21 protein-coding genes and 1 pseudogene are annotated in these 22,286 nt (G+C 62.6%); 12 read left to right on the top strand and 10 right to left on the bottom strand.

Annotated features, from left to right (window positions below):
* Positions 1-109 precede the first annotated feature (109 nt).
* The 11 genes and pseudogenes from NKH38_RS08275 (at position 110) to NKH38_RS08325 (ending at position 12,400) form a co-directional block, all read left to right on the top strand.
* On the top strand, positions 110-559 hold the full coding sequence (locus NKH38_RS08275; RefSeq protein WP_352762341.1) for an EamA family transporter: 450 nt from the start codon (positions 110-112) through the stop codon (positions 557-559).
* Positions 556-1,563, top strand: coding sequence for an NAD-dependent epimerase/dehydratase family protein (locus NKH38_RS08280; RefSeq protein ID WP_023681794.1), 1,008 nt, complete (start codon positions 556-558; stop codon positions 1,561-1,563). The genes NKH38_RS08275 and NKH38_RS08280 overlap by 4 nt, the downstream gene beginning before the upstream one ends.
* A 67-nt stretch (positions 1,564-1,630) precedes the next feature.
* Positions 1,631-3,061: an aspartate aminotransferase family protein gene (locus NKH38_RS08285; RefSeq protein WP_352762478.1), complete on the top strand. Its 1,431-nt coding sequence runs from the start codon at positions 1,631-1,633 to the stop codon at positions 3,059-3,061.
* Between the two features lie 33 nt (positions 3,062-3,094).
* A complete protein-coding gene (locus NKH38_RS08290) occupies positions 3,095-4,321 on the top strand; it encodes a hypothetical protein (RefSeq protein WP_352762337.1) in 1,227 nt (408 codons plus the stop codon).
* Positions 4,318-5,073, top strand: a complete 756-nt coding sequence (locus NKH38_RS08295) for an FkbM family methyltransferase (RefSeq protein ID WP_023750171.1) — start codon at positions 4,318-4,320, stop codon at positions 5,071-5,073. Before NKH38_RS08290 ends, NKH38_RS08295 begins: the two co-directional genes overlap by 4 nt.
* Positions 5,074-5,227: 154 nt before the next feature.
* Positions 5,228-7,789 carry a GcvT family protein gene (locus NKH38_RS08300; RefSeq protein WP_352762335.1) on the top strand — a complete coding sequence of 854 codons (2,562 nt, stop codon included), beginning with the start codon at positions 5,228-5,230 and terminating at the stop codon, positions 7,787-7,789.
* Positions 7,790-7,927: 138 nt separating this feature from the next.
* Positions 7,928-8,752, top strand: coding sequence for a site-2 protease family protein (locus tag NKH38_RS08305; protein WP_352668857.1), 825 nt, complete (start codon positions 7,928-7,930; stop codon positions 8,750-8,752).
* A 94-nt stretch (positions 8,753-8,846) separates the two neighbouring features.
* Entirely contained in the window at positions 8,847-9,692 is an 846-nt protein-coding gene (locus tag NKH38_RS08310; RefSeq protein WP_023691008.1) for a DUF1194 domain-containing protein, read from the top strand.
* Between the two features lie 99 nt (positions 9,693-9,791).
* Positions 9,792-10,742: pseudogene (locus NKH38_RS08315) on the top strand (ABC transporter substrate-binding protein).
* A gap of 90 nt (positions 10,743-10,832) precedes the next feature.
* Positions 10,833-11,606, top strand: coding sequence for an ABC transporter permease (locus NKH38_RS08320; protein ID WP_023670383.1), 774 nt, complete (start codon positions 10,833-10,835; stop codon positions 11,604-11,606).
* Positions 11,603-12,400, top strand: coding sequence for an ABC transporter ATP-binding protein (locus NKH38_RS08325; protein ID WP_023691010.1), 798 nt, complete (start codon positions 11,603-11,605; stop codon positions 12,398-12,400). The genes NKH38_RS08320 and NKH38_RS08325 overlap by 4 nt, the downstream gene beginning before the upstream one ends.
* Positions 12,401-12,413: 13 nt before the next feature.
* Here NKH38_RS08325 and NKH38_RS08330 read toward each other — a convergent pair whose 3' ends face one another.
* The 3 genes from NKH38_RS08330 to NKH38_RS08340 all read right to left on the bottom strand — a co-directional run bounded on the left by NKH38_RS08330 (position 12,414) and on the right by NKH38_RS08340 (position 14,387).
* On the bottom strand, positions 12,414-13,352 hold the full coding sequence (locus NKH38_RS08330; protein WP_348524244.1) for a GlxA family transcriptional regulator: 939 nt from the start codon (positions 13,350-13,352) through the stop codon (positions 12,414-12,416).
* 349 nt (positions 13,353-13,701) lie between these two features.
* The gene (locus NKH38_RS08335) at positions 13,702-13,836 is read right to left on the bottom strand and encodes a hypothetical protein (RefSeq protein WP_023691011.1); all 135 of its coding nucleotides are present in this window, start codon (positions 13,834-13,836) and stop codon (positions 13,702-13,704) included.
* Between the two features lie 365 nt (positions 13,837-14,201).
* Complete coding sequence (locus tag NKH38_RS08340) at positions 14,202-14,387, bottom strand: hypothetical protein (protein ID WP_023691012.1); 186 nt, start codon at positions 14,385-14,387, stop codon at positions 14,202-14,204.
* A 202-nt stretch (positions 14,388-14,589) separates the two neighbouring features.
* Between NKH38_RS08340 and NKH38_RS08345 the strand changes: the two genes are divergently transcribed.
* Positions 14,590-15,489: a LysR substrate-binding domain-containing protein gene (locus NKH38_RS08345; RefSeq protein WP_023670389.1), complete on the top strand. Its 900-nt coding sequence runs from the start codon at positions 14,590-14,592 to the stop codon at positions 15,487-15,489.
* 1 nt (position 15,490) lies between these two features.
* Here NKH38_RS08345 and NKH38_RS08350 read toward each other — a convergent pair whose 3' ends face one another.
* The 7 genes from NKH38_RS08350 to NKH38_RS08380 all read right to left on the bottom strand — a co-directional run bounded on the left by NKH38_RS08350 (position 15,491) and on the right by NKH38_RS08380 (position 22,201).
* Positions 15,491-16,456: an alpha/beta hydrolase gene (locus NKH38_RS08350; protein ID WP_352762330.1), complete on the bottom strand. Its 966-nt coding sequence runs from the start codon at positions 16,454-16,456 to the stop codon at positions 15,491-15,493.
* A gap of 250 nt (positions 16,457-16,706) precedes the next feature.
* Positions 16,707-16,874, bottom strand: a complete 168-nt coding sequence (locus NKH38_RS08355; RefSeq protein ID WP_196813564.1) for a hypothetical protein — start codon at positions 16,872-16,874, stop codon at positions 16,707-16,709.
* Between the two features lie 185 nt (positions 16,875-17,059).
* Entirely contained in the window at positions 17,060-19,189 is a 2,130-nt protein-coding gene (locus tag NKH38_RS08360) for an ASKHA domain-containing protein (RefSeq protein WP_352762328.1), read from the bottom strand.
* Complete coding sequence (locus tag NKH38_RS08365; RefSeq protein ID WP_023670394.1) at positions 19,140-20,114, bottom strand: methyltetrahydrofolate cobalamin methyltransferase; 975 nt, start codon at positions 20,112-20,114, stop codon at positions 19,140-19,142. Before NKH38_RS08365 ends, NKH38_RS08360 begins: the two co-directional genes overlap by 50 nt.
* An 80-nt stretch (positions 20,115-20,194) precedes the next feature.
* On the bottom strand, positions 20,195-21,286 hold the full coding sequence (locus NKH38_RS08370) for a methylenetetrahydrofolate reductase (RefSeq protein WP_352762325.1): 1,092 nt from the start codon (positions 21,284-21,286) through the stop codon (positions 20,195-20,197).
* Complete coding sequence (locus NKH38_RS08375) at positions 21,283-21,906, bottom strand: methylenetetrahydrofolate reductase C-terminal domain-containing protein (RefSeq protein WP_352762324.1); 624 nt, start codon at positions 21,904-21,906, stop codon at positions 21,283-21,285. The genes NKH38_RS08370 and NKH38_RS08375 overlap by 4 nt, the downstream gene beginning before the upstream one ends.
* On the bottom strand, positions 21,899-22,201 hold the full coding sequence (locus NKH38_RS08380) for a virulence factor (RefSeq protein WP_023670397.1): 303 nt from the start codon (positions 22,199-22,201) through the stop codon (positions 21,899-21,901). The genes NKH38_RS08375 and NKH38_RS08380 overlap by 8 nt, the downstream gene beginning before the upstream one ends.
* Positions 22,202-22,286 lie beyond the last annotated feature (85 nt).

Genomic DNA, 22,286 nt, shown 5'->3' on the forward strand with positions numbered 1-22,286 from the left:
GTCATGGTTAATAGATCGTAAGTTCCGTGGTTTACTCAAAGCATTGCCGTGACTTCATGAAATGTTTGCAGGTTCGTAATAGGACCGTTGCGAGTGGCGGGTGCAAAATATGAAATACATCGTCTCCATTCTGTTCACGGTCATGACCAATGCCGCCGCGCAGCTGATGCTGAAGCAAGGCATGATGTCGCTCGGGCCGATTTCGTTCGAAGGCACCAATCCGCTGTTGAGGCTGTTGCAGGTCGTTTTCAGCCCATGGGTGTTTCTCGGCCTGTGCACCTTCGTCATCTCGATGGCTTCGCATCTCTATGTGCTGTCCAAGGTCGAGCTCAGCTTTGCGTATCCGTTCCTCAGCCTTGCCTATGTCGCGGTTGCGATCTTCGCCTATTTCATCTTCCGCGAGGACCTCAATGCCTGGCGCATTGCCGGCATCGCCTTCATCTGCGTCGGCACCGTGCTGATCGCGCAAAGCGGTCGAGACTTGGGCGGGCTCGGGCATGACGACCAAACCGCTTCCATCATCCCCGACAAGATCCAGACAAACGAGATCGTTCGATGAGACATGTTATTTTCGGCGGCGACGGCTTCGTCGGCCGTCATCTTGCCCCGAAGCTTGTGGCCGATGGTGAAGAGGTTGTCGTTGCCGACATCGTCAAGAGCGACCTGACGCACTATCGCAACGTTCGCTTCGTCACCTGCGATGTCACGGATACGGCCTCGGTGGCCAACATCGGATTGAAGGCCGACGACATGATCTACAACCTGTCGGCCAAAATGCTGTCGCCGATCCAGGTGCGGGCCAAGCGTCACGACTTCTTCTTTCCGGTGAATTTCCATGGCACCGAACACATCATGCAGGCGATGGACAAGGCCGGCGCGTCCAAGCTCGTCCACTACACCACCGACATGATCTACGGCCACACGGTCACCCAGCCGATGACCGAGGAGCACCCGGTCGCACCGCTCGGCGAATATGGCTGGTCGAAGCAGAAGACCGAGGAGCTCGCCGCTCAATGGCGCAAGCGCGGCATGTCGATCTCGCTTTTTCGCCCGCGTCTGATCATCGGTCCCGGCCGGCTCGGGATCCTGGAAAAGCTGTTCAAACTGATCGACTGGAATTTTCCTGTGCCGATGATCGGCTCGGGCAAGAACCCCTATCAGTTCATCTCGGTGTTCGATTGCGCGGAAGCTGCCCGCGCGGCCTGGAAGGCAGGCGTGCCCAACCAGGCCTATAATCTGGGCTCCCTCAATCCGCCGCCGGTGAAGAAATTGCTGGGCGACCTGATCAAGCATGCCGGCTCGAAATCGCTGCTGATCCCGACGCCGGGCTGGGCGGTCAAGCGCACTCTCGACCTGCTCGATCTCATGAACATGCCGATCATGGATCCCGAACAATATCTGATCGCCGATGAGGAGTGCGTGCTCGACGTATCCAAGGCCGAGCGCCAGCTCGGCTGGGTGCCGCAATATCGCGACGAGGACATGCTGATCGCCGCCTACAGCGAATACCGCGCCAAGAAAGACGGGCTTGCCGTCACCGCCAATCATGTCCCCGCCGAATAAGTGGGACGACCAGGAGAACTCCGAAATGACCGTCATGGCCAAGCCTGAGCAGACGAACGCGCGCACCATGGTCGGCGCGCCGGCGTTGTCGCCTACCGCCATCGCCAAGCCCGACCTGATCAGCGTCGAGCAGGCGAAGGCGATGGATGTCGCGCGCATGACCGACCTGTTCAAGGCGCATCTCAATCCGGGCCAGCTGCATTTCATGAAGCTGCTCGGCTTCCACAAGATCAAGATCGAGCGTGCCGAAGGCATGTTCTACATCGACCAGAACGGCCGCAAGATTCTCGACTTCTTCGGCGGCTTCGGTTCGCTGGCCTTCGGCCACAACCATCCGCGCATCCTGGAGGCCCGGCGCAAATTCCAGGAGGAGAAGCGCCAGGAAATCGCCATCGCCTTCATGTCGCAATATGCATCGGCCCTTGCGCACAACATCGCCAAATGCTCGCCCGGCGATCTCGACATGGTGTTTCTGGGCTCGTCGGGTTCGGAAGCGATGGAAGCGGCGGTGAAGCTCGCCGAGCGCGCCGCCGGGCCGAAGAGGCCAAAAATCGTCTATGCCGAGAATTCCTTCCACGGCAAGACCAAGGGCGTGCTCGGCATTACCGATGGCCAGCTCTACCGCGCGGACTTCAAGATGGCTGAGAACACCGTTCGCATTCCGTTCGCCGATATCGAAGCGGTCGAGCGGCTGTTCCGCTCCGACCCGGAGGTCGGCGTCATAGTGCTTGAGACAATCCAGGGCGGCGGCGGCATCATCCAGGCGCCGGCCAAATACTGGCAGAAATTGCGCGTGCTCTGCGACCAGTATGGCGTGCTGTGGGTGGCGGACGAAGTGCAGTGCGGCTATGGCCGTTCGGGACGCTTCTATGCCTTCGAGCATTATGGCGTCGTGCCCGATGTGGCGGCGCTGGCGAAATCGCTCGGCGCCGGCAAGGCGGCGGTCGGCGCGATGATCGCCCGGCGCGAGGTCTATATGAAGGCCTATGGCACGCCGAAGACGGCGATGATCCATGCCATGGCCACCTTTGGCGGCATGGGCGAGGCCTGCGTCACCGCGATCGAGGGCATCAACGTGCTCTATGATGAGGGGCTGATCGACAACGCCGCCACTACCGGCGACTATCTGCTGCAGCGCCTGCAGGCGCTGAAGGAGAAGTACCCGAAGATCATCAAGGATGTGCGCGGCAAAGGCTTTATGGTCGGGCTCGAGTTCCACGACTTCTCGCAGACCTTGCCGATGGTGCTGCGTCCGATCGTCAGCGTCCTCGACGACAAGCTGAAGGGCTCGCTGTCGGGCTTCGTCGGCGCGCTGTTGCTGCGCGACTATGACGTGCTCGTCGCCTTCACCGAATACAACCGCAACGTCATCCGTCTCGAGCCGCCGCTGATCTGCCAGCGCGAGCATGTCGACCATTTCGTCGATGCCTTCGATAGCCTGCTGTCGCGCGGCATCGTGGGGATCGTGAAGGATTTCGTCAAAAGCCAGGTCCGTTAAAGAAGTCCGTTGAGCGAAGTCCCGAGTCCGACAATGCTGAGCAAGTCTCCCGCCCCGCAAAACACACTCGACCGGCTGACCGCGGCCGCTCTGGCGTGGGGCGAGGGGACTTATGCGCGATGGGCCGCGCCAATCGGCGCGATCGCGTTTTCGCTCTATATCCTGCTGACGGCGTTTACCGCCTGGACGATGCCCGATGCCAATTGGGACATGCTGCCTTATCTCGCAATCGCCGAGGAGGGCGCTTACCCAGATGCCCAGGCGCTGCATGACTATGCCTACAGGACGGTCCAGGCCGGCGTTTCGGCCGCCGACTACAAGGCGCTGACAGACGATGGCGGCGGCTTCCGCAGCCATATGGCGCAAAATGCCGCCGACTTTCACTCGCTGCTTGGCATGTACCGGATCAAGTTTCTCTATGCCGAGATGCTGTCGACGATGAGTTCGGTGATGTCGCCGGTCGAGGCGATGCGGGTGCTGCAGGTGGTCTCGGTGCTGCTGTTCGGGATGATCACGCTGCTGTGGCTGCGAACCGAAGGCGCGCTTGCGCTGGCGCCTGTGGTCGGCGCGGTGCTGATCATGGCCGATTTCGGCGATGCCGCACGCGCCTCGACTCCGGATCTGATGTGCTCGGCCCTGTTCCTCGGCGGGCTGTTTGCCTATGTGCGCGGCCGCGAGGCAGCGACCGCTGTCCTGCTTTTCCTGGCCTTCATGGCGCGGCCGGACAACATCGTGTTCCTGGCCATCTTCGCCGTGCTGCTGCTGGTCTTCCGGCAGCGGGCGTGGGGCGCGCTGGCCGGCTTTGCCGCGTCCTTCGTCGCCTATTTCGCGATTTCGCACTGGGCCCAGCATCCCGGCTGGTGGCCGCATCTGTGGTTCTCCAGCATCGAGCAGCACTACAATATGGATGGCTTCGAGCCGCCGTTCTCGGTTGGCGCCTATCTCAAGGCGTTTGCCGCATCCTTCATTCGCGCTATCAGCATCAACAGCTGGGTCGGGGTCTCGGTTCTGGCGCTGGCCGCGTGGTTTGCGCTCGGCCGCGCCGGCTTCCGGCTCGATCGCCGCGCCGGCATCCTGCTTGCAGCACTGGTGCTCGGCGTGCTGGCGAAATTCACCGTCTTTCCGATCCACGACACCCGCATCTACTTCCCGAACCTTCTGCCGCCCTACCTTTTGCTTGTCGGCCCGATCATGGCGCTGTGGGCGTCGGCAAGCCTGAATGGAAGGCGGCCCATCGCCATACCTGGAGGTAAGCCATGAGTTCCATTTCCGGGCTGGCGCGCATCGCCCTTTCGCTCGGCCTGCCCGCCGGCCTGCTCGATCGCGGGCCGGCGTTGCGTGGCACGAAATTCCTGGCCAAGGCGGCGCTGAAGGCGCGGTTTGGCGGTGGGCAAGCCTTCCAGATGGTCAATGTCGGCGCTTGCGACGGCGCGCTGTTCGACGACGTCACGCCGTGGCTGCACCGCATTCCGCGGGCGCGGGCCGTGCTGGTCGAGCCGATCCCGTACAATCAGAAGCGGTTGCGCGCCAACTATCCCGACACGGAACGCTTCGTCATCGAACCGGTCGCGGTGACGAAGACCAAGGGCACGATCACCGTCCACACTTTCGATGCCGCGGCACTCGAGGCCGGCACGCTGCCGATCGAGTTCATCGGCTGCTCGTCGGTCACCGACACCAATCTGATGTCGGGCAAGAATGCCTGGGGCGAGGACGACGCCAATTTCAACAAGTTCGCGCCGCACGTGAGGGATATCGAGGTGACGTCGGAAACGCTGCAGACGCTGCTCGACCGCAACGGCATCACGCATATCGACGCCTTCCTGGTCGATTGCGAGGGCGCCGACTGGATCGTCTTCGAACAGCTCGACCTCAAGCGCTACCGCCCCGGCATGATCAAGGTCGAGGTCGGCGCGCTGCCGGCGGCTGAAATCGGCGAGGTCGTGGTCAAGCTCAAGACATCAGGCTATCAGGTCGGCTTCCAGGCCGAGGACATCTGGGCCTTCGCCTGAGATAGATCGCCACTGGCGGCACGCCGGCGCGCCGGGTCGCGTCGCATCCGCGACGTGTCGCAAACAGGCGGTAGCTCCATCCACGTCCTCTGCATATTGTGCGCCATTCGAACGGGCGCGGACACGCCCGCTTTATCCCCTTGGAGTCGCGGCAATGGCAGAGTTTCCGAAACAGGCGAAGGTCGTCATCGTCGGCCTGGGTGGCATTGTCGGCGCGTCGATCGCCCATCATCTGATCGAACGCGGCTGGACCGACATTGTCGGCATCGACAAATCGGGCATCCCGACCGACATCGGCTCGACGGCGCATGCCTCGGACTTCTGCTACACCACCAGCCACGACTTCTTGTCCTGCTGGACGACGCTCTACTCGATCGATTTCTACGAAAAGATGGGCCATTATGCCCGCATCGGCGGCCTCGAAGTGGCGCGCGTCGGCGACCACAGCCGCATGGACGAGATCAAGCGCAAGATCGCCTCGGCCAAATCCTTCGGCACCCGCGCCCGGCTGATCGAACCGGCCGAGATCAAGGAAAAATTCCCGCTGATCGAAGAGTCCATGGTGCAGGGCGGCCTGTGGGATCCGGACGCCGGCCTGGTCATCCCGCGCTCGCAGACCGTCGCCGGCAAGCTGGTCGACCAGGCGGAAGCTACGGGGAAACTCAAATCCTTCGCCAACACGCCCGCCAAATCTCTCATCGTCGAGGAAGGCCGCATCAAGGGCGTCGTCACCGACCGCGGCACGATCATGGCCGATTATGTCATCGTCTGCGCCGGCATCTGGGGCCGGCTGATCGCCGAGATGGTCGGCGAGGACCTGCCGGTCATGCCGATCGACCATCCGCTGACCTTCTTCGGGCCTTACAATCAATTCGCCGGCACCGGCAAGGAGATCGGCTGGCCGCTGCTGCGCGACCAAGGCAATTCGGCCTATATGCGCGACACCGGCGATCCCAAGACCGCTGAAGGCGGCCAGATCGAATGGGGTTACTACGAAGAGACCAATCCGCGTCTTTGCCATCCGCGCGATTTGCTGGAAAAGGATCAGGCGCGGCTGTCGCCGTCGCAGCGCGATCTCGACATGGAGCAGATCCTGGCGCCGCTGGAGCGCGCCATGGAACTGACGCCGATCCTGGGCGAACTCGGCTACAACGACAGCCATTCCTTCAACGGCCTGTTGCAGGTGACCGCCGATGGCGGCCCGTCCATGGGCGAGAGCCAGAAGGTGAGGGGCCTCTGGTACGCCGTCGCCATCTGGGTCAAGGACGGCCCCGGCATGGGCAAGCTGATCGCCGACTGGATGACGGACGGCCGCACGGAAATCGACCATCACGCCATCGACTATGCGCGCTTCTATCCGCACCAGACGAAAGAGCAGTTCATCTGGGATCGCTGCACCGAGACGGCGATGAAGGTCTACAATCCGGCGGTGCATCCGCGCGAGCCGTTCTCCAAAGGCCGCAACATCCGCCGCTCGCCGTTCTGGGAGCGCGAGAAGGAGCTTGGCGGCTACTTCATGGAGCTGGGCGGCTGGGAGCGCGCGCATGGCTATGCCGCCAACGAGCATCTCCTGGAGAAGTATGGCAACCGGGTTCCCATACGTGAGAACGAGTGGGACAACCGACATTTCTGGCGGGTGTCCAATGCCGAGCACCTGGCGATGAGCGAGGATTGCGGCATCGTCAACCTCTCGCATTTCTCGATGTACGACATCGAAGGGCCGGACCATGTCGCGCTGCTGGAGTGGCTGTGCGCGGCCAAGATTGGTGGCGACAACAACATCGGCAAGGGTATCTACACCCACTTCCTCGACGAGGAAGGCATGGTGCGCGCCGACTTCACCGTCATCCGCATGGCCGACCGCTGCCGGCTGATCGACGGCGCCGACGCCGGTCCGCGCGACTTCCGCTACATGCAGCGCACCGCGCAGGACAAAGGCTTTGACGTCACCATCACCGACGTGACGGAAAAATATGTCACCATCGGCATCTGGGGACCGAACGCCCGCACATCACTGCAGAAAGTGGTCGAAAATCCGGATGGTCTCTCGCTCGAGAACTTCCCGTTCGCGGCGATCAAGCCGGTCAGGATCGGCGGCAAGGACGTCACCGCCTTCCGCATCTCTTATGTCGGAGAGCAGGGCTGGGAACTGCACATGCGCTACGAGGACGGCCTGGCCGTTTGGGACGCGCTGCGCTCGACCGGGGTCATGCCGTTCGGCGTCGAGACCTATGCCAACACCCGGCGCATGGAAAAGAGCCTGCGCCTGCAGAACGCCGACCTGTTGACCGAGTACAATCTGCTCGAGGCCGACCTTGCCCGACCGAAGGTCAAGGAGAACGATTTCTGCGGCAAGGCAAAACATGTCGAATACCGCGCCCGCGAACACCAGCCGGCGATCCTGTGCACGCTGGTGATGACGGAAAACGTCGATTCGAAGGGTGTTGCCCGCTATCCCGTCGGCACCATGCCGGTGATGGATCCGACGACCGGCGAGACGCTGGTCGACGAACTCGGCCGCCGCTCCTTCACGACATCGATGGCCTATGGCCCGACCATCGGCAAGAACATCGGCCTCGCCTATCTGCCCTGGGCGCATGCCCAGGAAGGCCGCAAGTTCGCCATCGAATATTTCGGCGAGACCTATCCAGTCGAAGTGGCTGCCGTCGGCTACAAGCCGCTCTACGATCCGGAGAATTTGAAGCCGAGGAGTTGAGCGTCGTCAATTTCTCGGCAGCACCGCTCATCTTGGTGTGACGCAGAACGAACAGATGAAAGCCCGGCTCCTTGCCGGGCTTTTCTCTTTTTAAGCTGGCAATTCTCGCCTACCGTCGCTTCGGGCGGAGTGAAGCACTTGCGGCGATTTGGCTGGGACAGGAAGAACGATGCGCTGGTGTTCAGCGTGAATGGGAACATCCCCGTTCTCGTCAGCTGGACCTTTGCCATCCCGGTTGTCCTGCCCTTTCTGCACGAGTGGTCGACGCGTCCCAAAATCGCGCTGATCCACACATCGATCTTTGCCGCACTGTTTTTCGTATCGGTGATCCTGCACGAACTGGCGCACACATGGGTTGCCCACCGGCAAGGGATCGGCACCAACAGGATTGAGCTGTATCTGTTTGGCGGGGTTGCCTACTTCAAGCGCGGCGCCACGTCGTCCTATGGTTGGGCGTGGATTGCGTTTGCCGGACCCCTGACCAACATCCTGTTGGCGGCGTTTTTCGCTGCTTCCTATTATCTGATCGCCAAACCTTTGGCGCCTGTCGAATCGGACAGCTTGTTCAGTGCGCCGCCTCCAATGCCGATGACTTATCTTGCGTGGACGCTATGGATCGGCGCCATGTTGAATGGGGTACTCGCCGTCCTCAACATTCTACCGGCATACCCTCTGGATGGTGGGGTGATCGCGCGGCATCTGCTTGCGCGGCGCTTCGGCGAGGGGCGGGCGGCGCGTATCGTCGGGTTCTGCGGTGTCGTGCTGTCGGTATTGCGTTTCGCCGTGATCCTGCCCGCCGCGATAGCAGGCATCCTGTTGTGGCTGCCGCCATCATTCAAGCCGAACTGGAGGGCGCTTCGTGGCACCGGCAGAAAGAAGTCCCGTCCAAACCCGGAAGCGGCGAAGGCCGGAGCCGACGACGTGGAATGGCGCGGCAAAGGTGGGCGACCCATCAACAAATGAGGCCGAACCGCGCCGCCGTTTCGGGGTTAGATGTAGAAGCCCTCAGTCCCGGCTTTTTGCTTTGTCAGCAGCCGGTTTTCGCTTACCTTCGGGTATGTCTGCTTTTTCTTGCGCACGACATTTCCTTTCAGGCAGCGCCGCGCTGGCGCTGGGGCTCTGGCTGGTGCCGCCGGTTCAAGCCGCCGAGCCGGTCGACGTCGAACTGGTGCTGGCCGTCGACGTGTCGCTGTCGATGTCGCCGGGCGAACTTGAAATCCAGCGTCACGGCTATGCTGCTGCGCTGACGCACGACAATGTTCTGCAGGCCATCGCCGATGGCGCCTACGGCAAGGTCGCCGTCACCTATGTCGAATGGGCGGGAGCGACCACGCAGCAGGTCGTCGTGCCGTGGACGGTGATCGCCAGCCGGGCCGATGCCGAGCGGGTGGCCGCGCAGCTTTCCGCCCATCCGCCGGCCAGCGCCCGGCGCACCTCGATTTCCGGCGCGCTGGAATTCGGCAGCGATCTCTTCGCCGAAAGCGGTTTTCAGGGGACAAAGCGCGTCATCGATATTTCCGGCGACGGGCCCAACAACCAGGGCGCGCCCGTCGACATCACCCGCGACGCGGTGGTCAAGCAAGGCATCATCATCAACGGCCTGCCGCTGATGACGCGCGGCGGGTTCGGCGGCGCCTATGACGTCAACAATCTCGACCGCTACTACAGCGACTGCGTCATCGGCGGTCCCGGATCCTTCATGATCCCGGTCAATGACTGGACGCAGTTTCCCGAAGCCATCCGCCGCAAGCTGGTGCTGGAGCTGGCCGGCGCCGCTTCGCCGCAACGGGCGCGCGAGGAGGCCGGGCATCCGCCGGTGGTGCTGGCGCAGGACCGGCCGACCGACTGCCAGGTCGGCGAAAAGATGTGGCGCGACCGCAGCTGGATGTTCGATGCGCGTTAGCGTTCGCATCATCACGCTGCCGTGAAGGGCCGGTTTCATTGACAAGCCCATGGGCGTCTGTGACACAATTCGGCATCCGAAAAAACAAGGGGAACCGACATGAACAAGACCATCGTCGCTGCCGCGGCATTGGCGCTTGCGGCTGCAATATCCGTGCCGGCCGAGGCTGCCACATCGGTCACCATCGGCATCAGCGGATGGACCGGCTTTGCGCCGCTGACGCTCGCCAAGCAGGCCGGCATCTTCGAGAAGCATGGCCTCGACGTGACCCTGAAGAAGGTGCCGCAGGCCAGCCGGCCGCTCGCCATCGCCAGCGGCGATCTGCAATGCGCCGCCACCACGGTCGAGACCTGGCTGGTGTGGAACGCCAGCGGCGTCACCACCAAGCAGATCTTCTAGCTCGACAAATCCTATGGCGCCGACGGCATTGTCGTGCGCAACGACATCAAGACCGTCGCCGACCTCAAGGGCAAGAATGTCGCGTCCTCGGCGCCGGGCACGTCGCCCTATTTCATGCTGGCCTGGGTGCTGAACAAGAACGGCCTGTCGACCAAGGATGTGACCGTCGTCAACCTGGAACCGGATGCGGCGGCGCAAGCCTTCCTCGCCGGCCAGAACGATGCGGCGGTCACCTATGAGCCGTTCATCTCGGCGGTGCGCGACAAGTCCGATCAGGGCCACATATTGGCGACCACGCTCGACTACCCGATGGTGCTCGACACGGTCGGCTGCACGCCTGAATTCCTCACCGCCAATCCCGACGCCGCCAAGGCGCTGGCCGACAGCTATTTCGAAGCGCTCGAGCTGATCAAGAGCGATCCGCAGAGATCCTACGAGATCATGGGCGCCGACGTGAAGCAGTCTGCGAAAGAATTCGAGGATTCGGCGAAATATCTGAAATGGGCCGACAAGGCGGAGAACAAGCAGTTCTTCACCAAGGAATTCCAGGACTTTTCCAAGACCGCCGGCGAGCTTCTGCTGCAGATGGGGTTGATCAAGGAAGCGCCAGATGTTGCCACGCTGGCCGACACCAGCGCGGTGGCGAACTGACAGGCCTCGCCTTTGACCATTGTGCGGCGGCGCCTAGGCCGTCGCTCTCTCCTGGACAAGTGATGATTTGACGATGCGGACGATCTGAAGATGCGCCCCTTGCATCCGGTGTCGCCGGGCATTCGAACCGTGCTTGGCATTTCCTTCTTCGTGCTGTTCGTCGCCTTCTGGGCGTGGATCACGCTTGGCGGCCACGTCAACCGCATCTTCCTCGCCGACCCGCTGTCAATGCTGCGGGATGGTTGGCGGCTGCTGGTCGAGGACCGCTTCTGGCTCGACATATTGATCACCATCTGGCGGGTCTTCGGCGGGTTCCTGCTGGCGTCGATCGTCGCCGTGCCGATCGGCATCGCCATGGGCGCCTGGAAACCAATAGAGGCGTTTCTGGAGCCGTTCGTCTCCTTCGCCCGCTACCTCCCGGCTTCGGCCTTCATTCCGCTGCTCATCCTGTGGGCCGGCATTGGCGAGCTGGAAAAGCTGCTGGTCATCTTCGTCGGCTCGGTGTTCCAGATCATCCTGATCGTCGCGGTCAAGGTGGGCTCGACGCGGCGCGATCTGGTCGAGGCGGCCTATACGCTGGGCTCGACCAACAACGGTATCGTCAAACGGGTCATCATGCCGGCCAATGCGCCCGAGATTGCCGAAACGCTGCGGCTGGTGCTCGGCTGGGCCTGGACCTATGTCATCGTCGCCGAGCTGATCGGTTCGTCCTCAGGCATCGGCTACATGATCATCAACAGCCAGTCGCGGCTGGCGACAGGGCAGATCATCTTCGGCATCATCGTCATCGGGCTGATCGGACTGTTGTCCGACTTCGCCTTCAAGGCGTTCAATCGCTGGCTCTTCCCCTGGAGCTTGGCATGAGCAAGTTGCTTATCGAAGGCGTCTCGCGAACCTTCGCCGGCGTGCGCGGCGGGCAGCCGGTCAAGGCGCTGATGCCGGTCGACCTTGCGGTCGCGGCCAACGACTTCATCACCATTCTGGGGCCGTCCGGCTGCGGGAAGTCGACGCTGCTCAGGATCGTTGCCGGACTGGAAGCGCCGAGCGAAGGCCGTGTGCTGCTTGACGGCAACGCGGTGACGCAGCCGGGACCGGATCGCGGCATGGTGTTCCAGTCCTACACGCTGTTTCCGTGGCTGACGGTGGCGCAGAATATCGCCTTCGGCCTGCGCGAACGCAGCATGGCCGAAAAGGAGCGAGACGGGATCGTCGCTTCCTATGTCGACCTCGTCGGGCTCAAGGGCTTCGAGAACCATTGGCCAAAGCAGCTGTCCGGCGGCATGCAGCAGCGCACGGCGATCGCCCGGGCGCTGGCCAACGACCCCGAAATCCTGTTGCTGGACGAGCCGTTCGGTGCGCTCGACAACCAGACGCGCGGACTGATGCAGGAACTGCTGCTCGGCATCTGGGAGCGGCGCAAGAAGACAGTGCTGTTCGTCACCCACGACATCGAGGAGGCGATCTTCATGGCTTCGCGGGTAATCGTGATGAGCGCGCGGCCAGGCCGCATCAAGTCGGATGTCGCCATCGACCTGCCCCATCCACGCCACTACACGCTGAAGACCAGCCCGGAATTCTCGGCGCTCAAGGCGCAGCTGACCGAGGATATCCGCGTCGAGGCGATGCGGACGGCGCAGGCGCAGCCCGCCGAAGCCTGAGTGCGTTTTCGGATCAGGCCGCCAGCAGCTGCTTGCGGTCGACGCGCTCCTGCTGCGGCGAGCGGGCGTAGAGTTCGCGGTAGCATTTGGAGAAATGCGAGGCCGAGACGAAGCCGCAGGCGACCGCTACCTCGACCACCGGCATCGACGACTGAATCAGCAGGTGCCGGGCGCGGTCGAGGCGGATTTCCAAGTAGTAGCGGGCAGGGGATCTGCCCATCTCGGTGCGGAACAGGCGCTCGATCTGGCGGCGCGACAGGTCGACATGGTCGGCGATCTCGATCAGCGACAGCGGTTCGGAGAGATTGCCTTCCATCAGTTCGATGATGGTCAGCACCTTGGAATTCTGGACGCCCAGGCGCGCGCGCAGCGGCAGGCGCTGGCGGTCGGTCGGGCTGCGCACGCGGTCGGTCAACACCTGCTCGCAGACGCGGTTGACCAGATTGTCGTCGAAATCGTCGCCGATCAGCTTCAGCATCATGTCGAGGGCGGCGGTGCCGCCGGCGCAGGTGTAGATGTTCTGGTCGATCTCGAAGAGGTCGGCAAAGACATTGGCCTTCGGAAAAGCCTCGGAAAAGCCCGGCAGGTTTTCCCAATGGATGGCGCAGCGCTTGTTGGAGAGCAGGCCCGCGGCGGCAAGGATATGCGCGCCGGTGCACAGGCCACCGACGGCGACGCCTCTGTTATATTCCTCGCGCAGCCAGGCGAAGGCAGACCTGTTCTGGTAGCGCTCGACATTCATGCCGCTGCAGACGATGGCCATGTTCGGCCGATCCGGTCCGGCCATCTTCTTGCGCTCTTCCTCGAGCGAGGTGTTGACGGCGCATTCGACGCCGTTGGAGGCGCGCACCGGCTTGCCGTCGATGCTGGCCAAGCGCCAGCGATAGGCCTCATAGCCAAGCATGCGGTTGGCCGAGCGCAGCGGGTCGAGCGCCGTCGCAAAGGCGATCATGGTGAAGTCCGGGACAAGGAAGAATACAAACGATCGCTTGATCGGATGCTTTACGGCGTTCAAGGGAACCTCACGCAGCCATGGCGCGAACAGGATGTCGCGAACAGCACAGCGACATCAGGAAAAACCATTCCTGTCAATTGGCTAGGGGGCTAAGCGGAAACTATATTTGCGACATGGGTCGCAAATGAGCAATCGTCCGGGATGACAGGCACGGGCTGCCGACGGATTGGGCATGGTTGCGGCGGCATAGGTGCCAAAAACGAGAAACGCCGCTTCGGTCAAGCCGAAGCGGCGCTGTTATCGACTATCGGCAGCGGCAGGGAAGCGCTGAGCGCTAGCCGTTATCTCAGGCAACGAAACCGAGTCGCACCGCATTCATGGCGCCGGTCTGGCCGGGCATGGTGTTGGCAAGGCGCTGGCGCTCGAGAGCGGTCGTCAAGTTGATTTCGCGGCGGGCAAAGAGGCGGGCAAAAAGCTTCATCATCATCTCCTATCGGTTGCTCAGACGGGTCGCCTTCGCTTGATGGAGTGGGGCAGCTCGTTTGCTGGCGTCGATATAGGCCTGCGTGAGCAGAAACTAAATCGCAAATGCGAAGCGCTTGAATGGAAATGCGACATCGTTTGCGACATTATTGGGCATGGTGCCCAAAATTTACGATTACTTACAGCGTGTTACCGGCGACATTGAGGCGCCATGCAAGTGACGCATATACGCCATGCAGCGGCGACATGGCTCTGAAAATCATTTGAATGCAAATAAGTTGGAGAAAAGCCTGCGGGGCAAAATAGAGAAGGCCTGCCGGGCTGGTCTGCGCGGCAGGCCTTCAGCGCATGGTACACAATGGTTTACTTTGCTCCAGCCCAGGATCCGACGCCGCGGCGTGCACCGGTCTTGGTGTCGGCAGCTTCAGGCCAGCCGATATCCTTCTGCAGTTCGATCGGCAGCGAGCGGATCGCACGTTCGGTCTGGAAGCGGGCGCGGGCCGCGCTGAACTCGGTCGCAAGCCGACCGATGGATGACAGGATAGACATTTCATTCTCCTTTGGTTGTGGCACGTCCCGCATGAACGCGTTCCGTCGCCTGGATATTCCGCATCGAGTGCAATTCCGTGTCAGGAGCGTTGGAGCCATGGCACGTCCTGCCTTCGATGGAGTTGACTATCCTCCCAATCTGATGTTCAATCAAACGAAATGGAATGATGCTTCACATCAGAAAAATTGAAGGTCGATCCCGATGAACGCCCCACTCAATCATCCGCTGCCGCTGCTCGATCTCGACGTTTTGCGCACCTTCGTGGCCATTGCCGAGACCGGCAGTTTCACCACGGCGGCCAATGCGGTGTTCCGCACGCCGTCGGCGGTCTCCATGCAGATCAAGAAGCTCGAGGACATTCTCGGGCGCTCTGTTTTCGCGCGGGATGCGCGCTCGGTGACGCTGACCACGGATGGCGAGATGCTGCTCGGTTATGCCCGCCGGCTGTTGTCGATCAACCGCGAGGTGGTGTCGAAGTTCATCATCCCCGAGATCGTCGGCGTGGTGCGGCTCGGCTCGCCGGACGACTATGGCGAGCGCGTGTTGCCGCATGTGCTGAAGCGTTTCGCGCAGTCGCATCCGTCGATTGCCGTCGACGTCACCATCGACCAGAGCAGCAATCTGCGCCGCCGCATGGACGACCGGGCGCTCGACATCACGCTGCTGACCAATTCCTACAAGACCAGCGCACTCGGCGCCGAGGTGCTGCTCACCGAGCCGATCGTCTGGGCCGGCGCCAAGGGCGGCAGCGCGCATCTGCGCGAGCCTTTGCCGGTGTCGCTGTGGGAAGAGGGCTGCGCCTGGCGGGCCGGCGCGCTCGATGCGCTGAGCCGTGAGGGTCGCAACTATCGCATCGCCTATATGAGCGCCCACACCGCCGGCCAGCGCGCCGCCATCATGTCCGATCTCGCCGTGGCGCCACTGCCGAAGTCATTCCTCGGCAACGACATGGTCGAGCTCTGCCCGAAGGACGGCATGCCCGATATCGGCACCTATAATCTGGCGATGGTGGTGTCGCCGGACGCCAGCGCCCCGGTCAAGGCGGTCGCCGACCACATCCGCGCGACCTTCGAACTGTTCCGCGAAACCGGGAAGTTCTGATTTATTCCGCTGCTTCGGCAGGGCGCGCCGCGAGAGCGGGTCGCGCCGTGCGCCGCGCGGTTGCGCGCCGCTTGGTGGGCTCACCTTCAAGGAAGGCGACGATGCTGTCCCTGGCGCGACGCGCCTCCGGCATCTCGATCAGCGGCCAGACGTGGAACATGCCTTCCTCATAGACGACGTCGATATCGACGCCGGCAGCGCGTGCCTTTTTGGCGAAGATCAGATTGTCGGGGCTGAGCAGGTCGTGCGAGCCGGTCAGAAGCAGGGTCTTCGGCAGCACCGAGAGATCGCCATAGAGCGGGCTGATGTGCCAGTCGCTGCGATCAATGCCGGCACTGTACATGCGGATCGCTTCCAGCCCGCCGGAAATGCCGAGCCACGGATCGTTGCGTTCCGCCTCGAACACTTCGGGGTTGGACAGCGACATGTCGAGGCCGGGTGAAATCAGCACGTGGCGCGACGGCAAGGGCAGGCCTTCCTCAGCCGCCATCATGGTCAGCACGACGGCCATGTTGCCGCCCGCGGAATCGCCCATGAAGACGATGTCTTCGGCGTCCGTCTCATCCAGCATCTGCCGGTAGACGTCGCCGACCATGCCGAACATGGCGTGGAAATCATGCTCCGGCGCAATGGGATAGATCGGCACGGTGATACCGAAACCCAAGCGCTCGGCCATCTCGGCGATCAACCCCCAATGATAGGATGTGATCTGGAAGACATAGGCGCCGCCATGCATGTAGAGGATGCGCCTGCGTTCGCCCGCCTTCGGCGCAATCTCGTAGACGGGAAAGCCATCGACGCTGCGCTCGGTGATATCGAGCCGCTCCCGCAGCAATGCCGGGGGATGATGATCCTCGGTCTTGCGCGCATAGGCGATCCAGCGCTGCAGGTTCTCCGGGCTGGCAAATGCCTTCTTGCGGCTGTGCCGGAGGATGAAGGAAACGAGGTGGCTTTTGAAACTGGGCATTCGAATACACAAGCTCGGCAGCAGCCGACTAAGAGAATTCCCCACTATCTCGAAGATCGTACCTCCAGCCGAAATGTCAAGATTCTGGCCCAAGCCAACACGGTTGTTTGATCAGCCACGTCCGCGGCTTTGCGCAGCGCGGCTCAGCGCCGGGGCAGCAGCGCGGCGCGCAGCTTGATGTCGGTCGCAGCCGGGACCACACGGCGGCCCCGGCGCTTGGTTAGCAATTTGCACTTGTCGGCGAAGGTCATCAGCGGCCCGAGCCCAGGATCAGACGCGACAGGTTGGTCTGGGCGTCGATGCGCGGCGACACGGGCCAGCCGATGTCCTTCTGGATTTCGGGTGGCAGGTTGTTCATGGCGCGCACGGCCTGTGCATTCTTCATGGCCGCACGAAAACGGCCGAGGGTCTCGAACATCTCTATTCTCCTTTGGAGCGTTGTGGCGGCGGAATACTCCGTCCGCCATTCGATGTCCGTTAAATGCTTCACGTCTGTATCGGACGGATTGCGCCAAAACAGCGTTTCCGTTTCCAGATCGGTGCGATCTGGAAACATTTGCATACAAATGAAATTGGGCGAATTGGCGGCCTTCGTAAGGCGGCTTATTCCCGGCTGCGCCTGGCGGCATGGCCTTCGCGCGAACGCCGTCGCGGGGCGGCGTCGCCGGCGACGCCATCCTCGCTGACGGTCTTGCGTGGCGGCAATTTCACCGCCGCCGACAGTTTCGGGAACGGATCGACCTTGTTGGGAAGCGCCATCGCGTAGACGAAATGCTCCTGGAATTTCGGCTCCAGTGCCGTCTCGATCTTCTCGATGTGGCTGACTGTGTCCTCGATCTCGCGGCGATAGCCACGATTGAGCAGGGCCATGCGCGCACCGGCGCCGGCGGCGTTGCCGACGGCCGAGACCTTGTCGAGGTCGCAATCCGGGATCAGGCCGAGCACCATGGCGTATTTCGGATCGATGAACGAGCCGAAGGCGCCGGCGAAATGGATGCGGTCGACGTGTTCGGTGTTCTGCTTTTCCATCAAAAGCTTGGTGCCGGCATAGAGTGCTGCCTTGGCGAGCTGAATGGCGCGCACGTCGGTCTGGGTGATGGTGATCTTGGGTTCGCCTTCCTTCAAGACATAGGAGAAGGTGCGGCCATTGGCGGTGACGCGTGGGGAGCGGGCGGCCAGGGAGCCATCGACAACGCCATCCTCGGAGATGATGCCGGCGAGATACATCTCGGCCACGATCTCGATGATGCCCGAGCCGCAAATGCCGGTGACGCCGGTCGCCTGCACGCTGTCGAGGAAGCCCGGTTCATCGGACCACAGTTCCGAGCCGATGACGCGGTATTTCGGCTCCAGGGTATCGGGATCGATTCGCACGCGCTCGATGGCGCCGGGCGCGGCGCGCTGGCCGCCGGAGATTTCGGCGCCCTCGAAGGCCGGACCGGTCGGAGAAGAAGCAGCCACGACCCGCGCGCGGTTGCCGAGCACGATCTCGGCATTGGTGCCGACGTCGACGATCAGCATCATCTCGTCCTGGCGGTGCGGACCTTCCGACAGCGTCACGGCTGCGGCGTCGGCGCCGACATGGCCGGCGATGCAAGGCAGCATATAGAGGCGCGCGCCCTGGTTGAGCTTCAGGCCGATGTCGGAGGCCTTGATGCGCACAGCGCCCGAGACGGCGAGCGCAAAGGGCGCGCCGCCGAGCTCGGTCGGATCGATGCCGAGAAACAGATGGTGCATGATCGGATTGCCGACAAAGACGCTGTCCAGGATGTCGTTGCGCTGGACATTGCCTACGGCGCAAACCTTGTCGACCAAGCCCGAGATCGCCTCGCGCACGGCGACCGTCATGCCTTCGCGGCCGTCCGGGTTCATCATCACATAGGAGACGCGGCTCATCAGATCCTCGCCGAAGCGGATCTGCGGGTTCGACGTGCCCGACGAGGCGGCGACGCGGCCCGACAGCAACGACACCAGATGCATGGCGATGGTGGTCGAGCCGATGTCGCAGGCCAGCCCATAGGCTTCGTTCTTGAGGCCGGGCCAGAGTGCTATGACGCGGGCGATGTCGCTTTCGGCGTCCTTGTGGATGGCGGCGGTGGCGGTCCAATTACCCTTGCGCAAGATGCCCTGCACCTGCGGCATCAGGTAGAAGTCAAATTCGAGGTTTTTGAAGCCCCAATCCTTCATCAGCGCGATCTTGAGGCGGTCGAGATCGCCGAGCGGCTTGTGCATGTCGGGCTCTTCGATCTCGACATAGCACATGCGGATCGCTGAATCGCGGGCGATGACGCGGGTGTCGGCATCCTTGCGGATGGTCTGTGCATTGATGACCGTGTCCTGCGGCACGTCGATGACGAGGTCGCCGAGGATCTGCGCCGAGCAGGAGAGGCGGCGCCGCTCGGGCAGGCCGCGGACGCGCTCGTAGCGCTCTTCCTTGGCGCCCTTGGGCGAGATGTGGTCGTTGGACGAGACGATCTTGTGCTTGGCGAAATTGCCTTCCTGCACCTCGATCTGGCAGCGCCCACAGGTGGCGCGGCCGCCGCAGACGCTTTCGACATAGACACCGAGCTGGCGCGCGGCGTCGAGCACCGGCGTGCCGACAGGAAACCGCCCGCGCTTGCCTGACGGCATGAACAGCACGAGCGGATCAGTAATGTTTGCAGGCGAGTTCACGATTGCGCGCTTATCCCCTGGCCATGCGGGCTTCTCGGCCGCCGCGACGGCGCCCGCCATTGCCGCCGCCTTCGCCCGGAGCGTTAACGGCGGTGGGCGCTGCGACCGCCTGGCCGCCTTCGGCCGGTTTGTAATCCTTGTAGGTGCGGATCCAGTTGGTGCAGTTCTCGTCGGTGCCGTTGAGCACATTGGCGCCGCGCACGGCTTCCATTTCCTGCGGGCGAACCGGGTTCATGATAGCGCTGGTCATGCCGGCGCCGATCACCATCGGGATGAAGGCGGCGTTGATGCCGTGGCGGTGCGGCAGGCCGAACGAAATGTTGGACAGGCCGCAAGTGGTGTTGACCTTGAGCTCTTCGCGCAGACGGCGCAGCAACGCGAAGACCTGGCGGCCGGCATCGCCGAGCGCGCCGATCGGCATCACCAGCGGGTCAACGACGACGTCATGCGCCGGAATGCCGAAATCGGCGCAGCGCTGCACGATCTTCTTGGCGACGGCGAAGCGCACATCCGGATCCATCGAAATGCCGGTCTCGTCGTTGGAGATCGCGACGACCGGAACATTGTACTTCTTGACCAGCGGCAGGATGGCTTCGAGCTTTTCCTCTTCGCCGGTCACGGAGTTGACCAGCGGGCGGCCCTTGGCGACCTTGAGCGCTGCCTCGATGGCGGCGGTGACCGACGAGTCGATCGACAGCGGCAGGTCGACCAGGCCCTGGACGATCTCCAGCGTCTGCACCAGCAGGCCGGGTTCGGTTTCGTTCGGATTAACGGAGGTGACGCCGGCATTGACGTCGAGCATGGTGGCGCCGCAGGCGGCCTGTTCCAGCGCATCCTTGATGACTGTCTCGAAATTGCCGGCGATCATCTCGGCGGCCAGCTTCTTGCGGCCGGTCGGGTTGATGCGCTCGCCGATGACGCAGAAAGGCTGGTCGAAGCCGATGATGATCTCTCGTGTCGCCGAGGCGACGATGGTCCGGGTCATGAAGTCTCTCCGCCTGATATAAAGATTTCTTTATATCGTTGTCTGGTTTCATTCAAGCGAATGGCTGGCCGTCCGCGCTGTCAGTGCGCGGTCTTCACCATATCCACCTGCGTTTCGGTAATGTCGTCGTGCAGTATGCTCTCGAGCCGGTCGGCGACCATCTGATCGTCGTGGCGGATCTCGCGTTTCCAGGGCTGGCGGCCTTTCAGCACGCCCGATTCATCGACGATCTCGGCGACATATTCCTCCTGGCGGTACGCCATCACATGGATGCCGGAGACGCCAGGAATTTCCTTCATCTCGTTGATGATGTCGGTGCAGAGCTGCTTGCCTTCCTTCTTCTGGTCCTGCGCACCTTCCAGCCGCTTGATGATGGCGTCGGGAATATGAATGCCCGGCACGTTGGAGCGGATCCATTTGGCCGTCTTGGCCGAAGCCAGCGGGCCGACGCCGCACAGGATGAAAACTTTTTCCGTATGCCCCAAGTCCCGCGCCCTCTGCATGAAGGTTCTGAACATCGGCACGTCGAAGCAATACTGCGTCTGCACGAACTGCGCGCCGGCGGCGATCTTCTTGCCGAGATGGATCGGGCGGAAATCGAAGGGTGGCGCGAAGGGGTTGACGGCGGCGCCGAGGAAAATTTGCGGCGGCGTCGTCAACTTGCGGCCGGACAGGAACTTGCCGTTGTCGCGCATGATGCGGCAGGTTTCCAGCAACGACATGGAATCGAGGTCGAAGACAGGCTTGGCGCCGGGCTGGTCGCCGGCCTGGACGCCGTCGCCGGTGAGGCACAGCATGTTGGCGACGCCCATCGCCGCACCGCCCAGCACGTCGCCCTGGATGGCGATCCGGTTCCTGTCACGGCAGGCAATCTGCATGATCGGGGCATAGCCCATGCGGGTCAAAAGCGCGCAGATGCCGACCGAGGACATGTGGCAGTTGGCGCCGGAGGCATCGACGGCATTGATGGCGTCGACCCAGCCGTCGAAGATTTTCGCGCGGTTATAGACGTCTTCGGGATCGGCGCTGTCGGGCGGGTTGAGCTCGGTGGTAACCGCGAATTCGCCGCGCCGCAGCACACGCTCCAGTCGGCCACGCGAGGAGTGGCCGGGCAGGGGATCGAGCGGCAGATGGATGCCGGCCGGGTTTTCGTCGCGCTGGCGGCCGATCACGCGGCCGCTCCAGTGTTGGCTTTGGCAGCGGCTTCACGGGCCGCTGCCGACTGCGCCGTCACCCGCAGCCAGGCCGAGGTTTCGCGCAGCGACTGGTCTACGGGCTTCTGAACGATCAGGATCCTGTCGCCATGCTCCATGTTCCGCGAACCTTCCCAGGCCTTGACCCAGACGCAAGGCATGTCGGGCTCGACCTCGCAATTGCCGTTGGCGCGCACGCCGCCACACGGGCCATTGCGCAGCTGCTTGGGGCAGTTCATCGGGCACGACATGCCGGTCGAGGACAATATGCACTGACCGCACATGCGGCAGTCGAACATGAAGCCTTTTACGCGTTTTTCAACGAACTTGATCGGCGCTTCGACGCGGCCGTAGCCAAGGCCTTTCCACAGCGGATGGAGCAGCAGGAACATGTCTGCGAACCTGGAGTAGAACCATTCGAGCAATCGCGAATGGCGGATCGACCACAGCCTGATCGCAAACGAGCGCTGCACGCGCCGCTGCGGCGACACGTCGGCCGGCTTGTAGTCCGATTTCGGCGCTGCTTTCTTGACCTGAGTGGCCTGGGTAACCGGCTGGATAACCCTTGGCCCCTCTTTGGCAGGAGTGGTTTCAGACATTTTCTTTCCCGCCTGCCTTGACCAGAGCGACCAGCCGCTCGCGGTCGTATTTCGCGTCGATGTCGCTGAATGCCTTCTCGACCTCGGCTTCGAGGTCGTCGCCGACCGGGATCGGATCGGCCTTGCGCCATTCGGCGAGGTAATCGTCGGTGCCGCCGGCGCCGGTGCGCATGGCGCACATATCGATCGCCTCGGTGAAGCGCAGCGGCAGTTCGCGCTTGGCGTTCTGCCGGCCCTTCTTGACGATGACCTGGGCGGGGATGTCGCGCCAGTAGACGACGATCAGATCGGCCATGAATTCTCTCACTCCCTGTAGCGCGCCGTGCGTCCATGAGGGAAACGACGCTCCGCCACTTTGTCCAGCAGGTGCGAGCATTGCC

Source organism: Mesorhizobium sp. M1078, from assembly GCF_040318615.1.
GTDB lineage: Bacteria > Pseudomonadota > Alphaproteobacteria > Rhizobiales > Rhizobiaceae > Mesorhizobium.